This is a genomic window from Pseudoalteromonas sp. ESRF-bin5, assembly GCF_002632075.1.
Classification (GTDB): domain Bacteria; phylum Pseudomonadota; class Gammaproteobacteria; order Enterobacterales; family Alteromonadaceae; genus Pseudoalteromonas; species Pseudoalteromonas marina.
The window spans coordinates 1-2,105 of the sequence record NZ_NTLW01000001.1; the positions used below are offsets into that span (position 1 = coordinate 1).

Below are 2,105 nucleotides of genomic sequence, written 5' to 3' on the forward strand. Positions count from 1 at the left end.
TACACCCTTTATCAATAGATTCACTTCCGCTTGATTTAGCCATAAAAAAAGAAAAAGAACTTCTCGATGTGCTAATTACGCGCGCCGATTACATGATCGATACTAGTGAGCTAAGCGTTCATCAACTTGCTGAGTCAATTCGCGAAAAAATATTAGGTAAAAAAGATAAGCAGCTGATTGTTACATTTGAATCTTTTGGTTTTAAACATGGCATTCCTAAAGAGGCAGATTACGTATTTGATGCACGGTTTTTACCTAACCCGCACTGGGAGCCTGAACTAAAACCACTTAATGGCCTAGACCAACCAGTAAAAGATTATTTGGCTAGCCACAGCATAGTTCAAAAATTTACATGGCAAATACAAACCTTTGTACAAACATGGCTACCACACCTAGAGCGAAATAACAGAAGCTATTTAACTATTGCGATTGGCTGTACTGGCGGGCAACATCGCTCTGTATATTTAGCGCAAACAATTGGCGAAAGCTTTGCAGTTACGCATCCCAATGTAAAAATACGTCACAGAGAACAAGAAAAGTAATTTTACAAAACTAATAACCTGTTCAGCTTTGATAGAGTAATGTATGCGTATAGAAGACACTTTTTTAATACAAAATAAATTAGGACTGCATGCCAGAGCCGCGACTGTATTAGCCCAACTCGCTGTAAAATTTGATGCTTCAATCACCTTATTTCAAGATGATAAAGAAGCTGCTGGTGACAGTGTATTAGCACTAATGCTACTTGAAAGTAGCCAAGGTAAAGAAGTTAAAGTGGTATGTGAAGGGCCTGATGCAGAGCAAGCTTTAAATGCCATTGGAGAACTTATTTCGCAACGATTTAACGAACAAGAGTAACGTTAATTTTTAACATTTAAATAAAATAACTATAATCAAAATAACTGGCTGCTAGGTCGTACTCCCCCACCCACTAGGTAACAGTTACAGTATAAATAAAGGACGCCAATGCCCGAAGCTTTTGAACAAGACTACCCACTACAACAACTAAAACAAGTGACTAAGTCACTTAATAGTGGTCAGTTTGTTCAAGTTAGGCGCATGCTCGCAAAAACAGCGCCATGTGATACTGCATTATTATTAGAATCATCTCCACACAAAATTCGTCGCTTGCTATGGCAGTTAGTTGATCCTGATGTTCAAGGTGATGTGCTCGAAGAATTATCAGAAGACGTGCGCCTGGGTATTATTGCCCAAATGGAGCCTGAGCACATTGCTGCTGCCACTGAAGACATGGGTCACGATGACCTAGGTGAAGTATTACGTAGTTTGCCTGACACTGTTTACCAAGACGTTGTTAGCGCCATGGACACCCAAGATAGAGAGCGCGCAACACAAGCGCTATCTTATCAAGAGCGTTCTGCTGGTGCACTCATGAACACCGATACGGTAACTATTCGCCCAGATGTGACCATTGATGTCGTACTACGTTATATTCGACTTCGCGGAGAGTTACCTGAAGGCACTGATGACCTGTATGTGGTTGATAAACATAACTGCTTTATTGGTGCTTTATCGCTGAGTACATTGCTAACTAATCCACCAGAAAAAATTGTTCGCGATTTAATGGATGAAGAATGTGAGTCAATTCCAATTTCAATGGATGAAAGTGAAGTCGCACAACTGTTTGAGCGCCATAATTGGATCTCGGCCCCAGTTGTTGATGACAACGATCAGCTACTTGGTCGTGTCACGATCGATGATATTGTTGACGTAATTCGTGAAGACGCCGAACATAGTTTACTGAGTTTGGCGGGCCTTGATGATGAAGAAGATACCTTTGCTCCTGTCTTAAAAAGCTCTAAAAAACGCTCAGTATGGTTAGGAGTTAACTTATTAACCGCGCTTGCGGCCGCCTTTGTAGCCAGTTTTTTTGAAAGCACACTCGATATTTTACCCATTTTAGCAGTGCTTAATGGCATCGTTCCTTCTATGGGCGGTGTTGCTGGCAGTCAATCACTTACACTTGTTATTCGTGGTATAGCTGTTGGTCATATAAATCAAACCAACCAACGCTTTTTAATGATGAAAGAACTCGCTATTGGAGCACTCAATGGCATTTTGTGGTCATTGTTGATAGCGGGTGT

The 2,105-nt window shown here is 40.9% G+C and carries 3 protein-coding genes; all 3 read left to right on the top strand.

Annotated elements, in window-relative coordinates:
* The coding region (locus tag BCG07_RS00005) for an RNase adapter RapZ (protein ID WP_286887883.1) at positions 1–542 on the top strand (542 nt) is incomplete at its 5' end.
* Between the two features lie 43 nt (positions 543–585).
* Complete coding sequence (locus BCG07_RS00010; RefSeq protein ID WP_006792093.1) at positions 586–858, top strand: HPr family phosphocarrier protein; 273 nt, start codon at positions 586–588, stop codon at positions 856–858.
* A 108-nt stretch (positions 859–966) separates the two neighbouring features.
* The coding region (locus BCG07_RS00015) for a magnesium transporter (RefSeq protein WP_286887888.1) at positions 967–2,105 on the top strand (1,139 nt) is incomplete at its 3' end.